At 74.8% G+C, this 1,232-nt stretch carries 1 protein-coding gene; it reads right to left on the minus strand.

Annotated elements, in window-relative coordinates; genetic code table 11:
- On the minus strand, positions 1 to 898 hold an 898-nt coding region (locus D3273_RS27750), incomplete at its 3' end, for a HAMP domain-containing protein (RefSeq protein WP_129230277.1).
- Positions 899 to 1,232 lie beyond the last annotated feature (334 nt).

Here is a 1,232-nt window from a genome sequence, read left to right on the forward strand (position 1 = left end):
CGTCCACCACCTCGGCCTGCCGGCGGGCCACGTCGGCGCGCTGCGCTTCGGCATGGGCGCGCTCGGCATCCGCCGAACGCCGCGCCGCGTCGGCGTCCGCCGCGAGCGTTCGGGCGCGGACCGCGTCCTCCTTGAAGCGCTGCGTCGCGGCCGCCATGGTCCCGATCTCGTCGCGGCGTCCGAGGGCGGGCACCGCCACGGCGAGGTCCCCCCCGGCCAAACGGTGCATGGCTTCCGTGATGCCGCGCACGGGCGTCGCGATGGTGCGGCTGAGCCGCCAGCCGAGGAGCGCGGCGAGGCCGCCGGCCGCGAGGCCGCCGGCGACCAGCGTGAGGGTCATCATCCGCAGCGCAGACGCGGAAGCGTTCTGTTCGTCCTGCGCCCACTGCCGCATGGTGGACAGGACGACGGCGGCCTTGGCGGCGACGTCCTTCTCGCGGAGCCGGGCGACCGGGCCGCCGACGAGCTTCGCCGCCTTGGCGACGGTGGCGGGATCGCCCGCCAGCGCCACCTCCGGGTCGGCGACCTCGGTGCGCCAGTTCCCATGGGCGGTCTGCAGCGCGTCGATCAGCGGGATGACCTGCTCGTGGGCCGCCGCGAGCGTGCGCGCCACCTCCACCTGCTTGTCGAACCGGCCCTGGCGGTCGCGCGCCCGGTCGAGCACGGCGCCGTCCTGCGTCACCACATAGGTCCGGATCAGGTTCATCTGATCGAGCAGTTCGATCTGGGCCTGGTTGACCGCGGTGGCGAGGTCGTGGCCGGCGTTGGCGGCGGCTTCGGCCTGCGTGAGCCGCAGAGTGGACGCGTAGATCACGCCGCACATGACGAGAACCGTGGACACGACGGCCGTGAACGACAGGGCGAGCCTGTGGGAAATCTTGACGCTCGGAAGCCGCATGATGGGTGTTCGCTTTCCCTTTGAGCACGGGGTTGCGGGGGCACGGAGCCCGCTCCGTCCGTCCCGCGAAAAGAAGCCGGTCGCCGCGACCCGCCTCTCGACGGCTCCGGCACGCGGGCCGGAACCTCGGACGCCGTCAGCGGCTTCGGCGGGGGTCGCTCAGAACTCTTCCCAGTTGTCCGCCTCGGCGGTGGGTTGGGGCGCCGCGCCGCCGCGGCCGGCGACGCGCAGCGCCGCCACCGGGCGGGCCGCCGGCACCGGGCGCGGCGGGGCGACCCGCGCGGCCGGCCTGCGGCCCGTCTCCGGCGCCGCCCCGTTCCCCACCTGGAAATGC

The organism is Lichenibacterium minor (assembly GCF_004137685.1).
GTDB classification, from domain to species: Bacteria; Pseudomonadota; Alphaproteobacteria; order Rhizobiales; family Beijerinckiaceae; genus Lichenihabitans; species Lichenihabitans minor.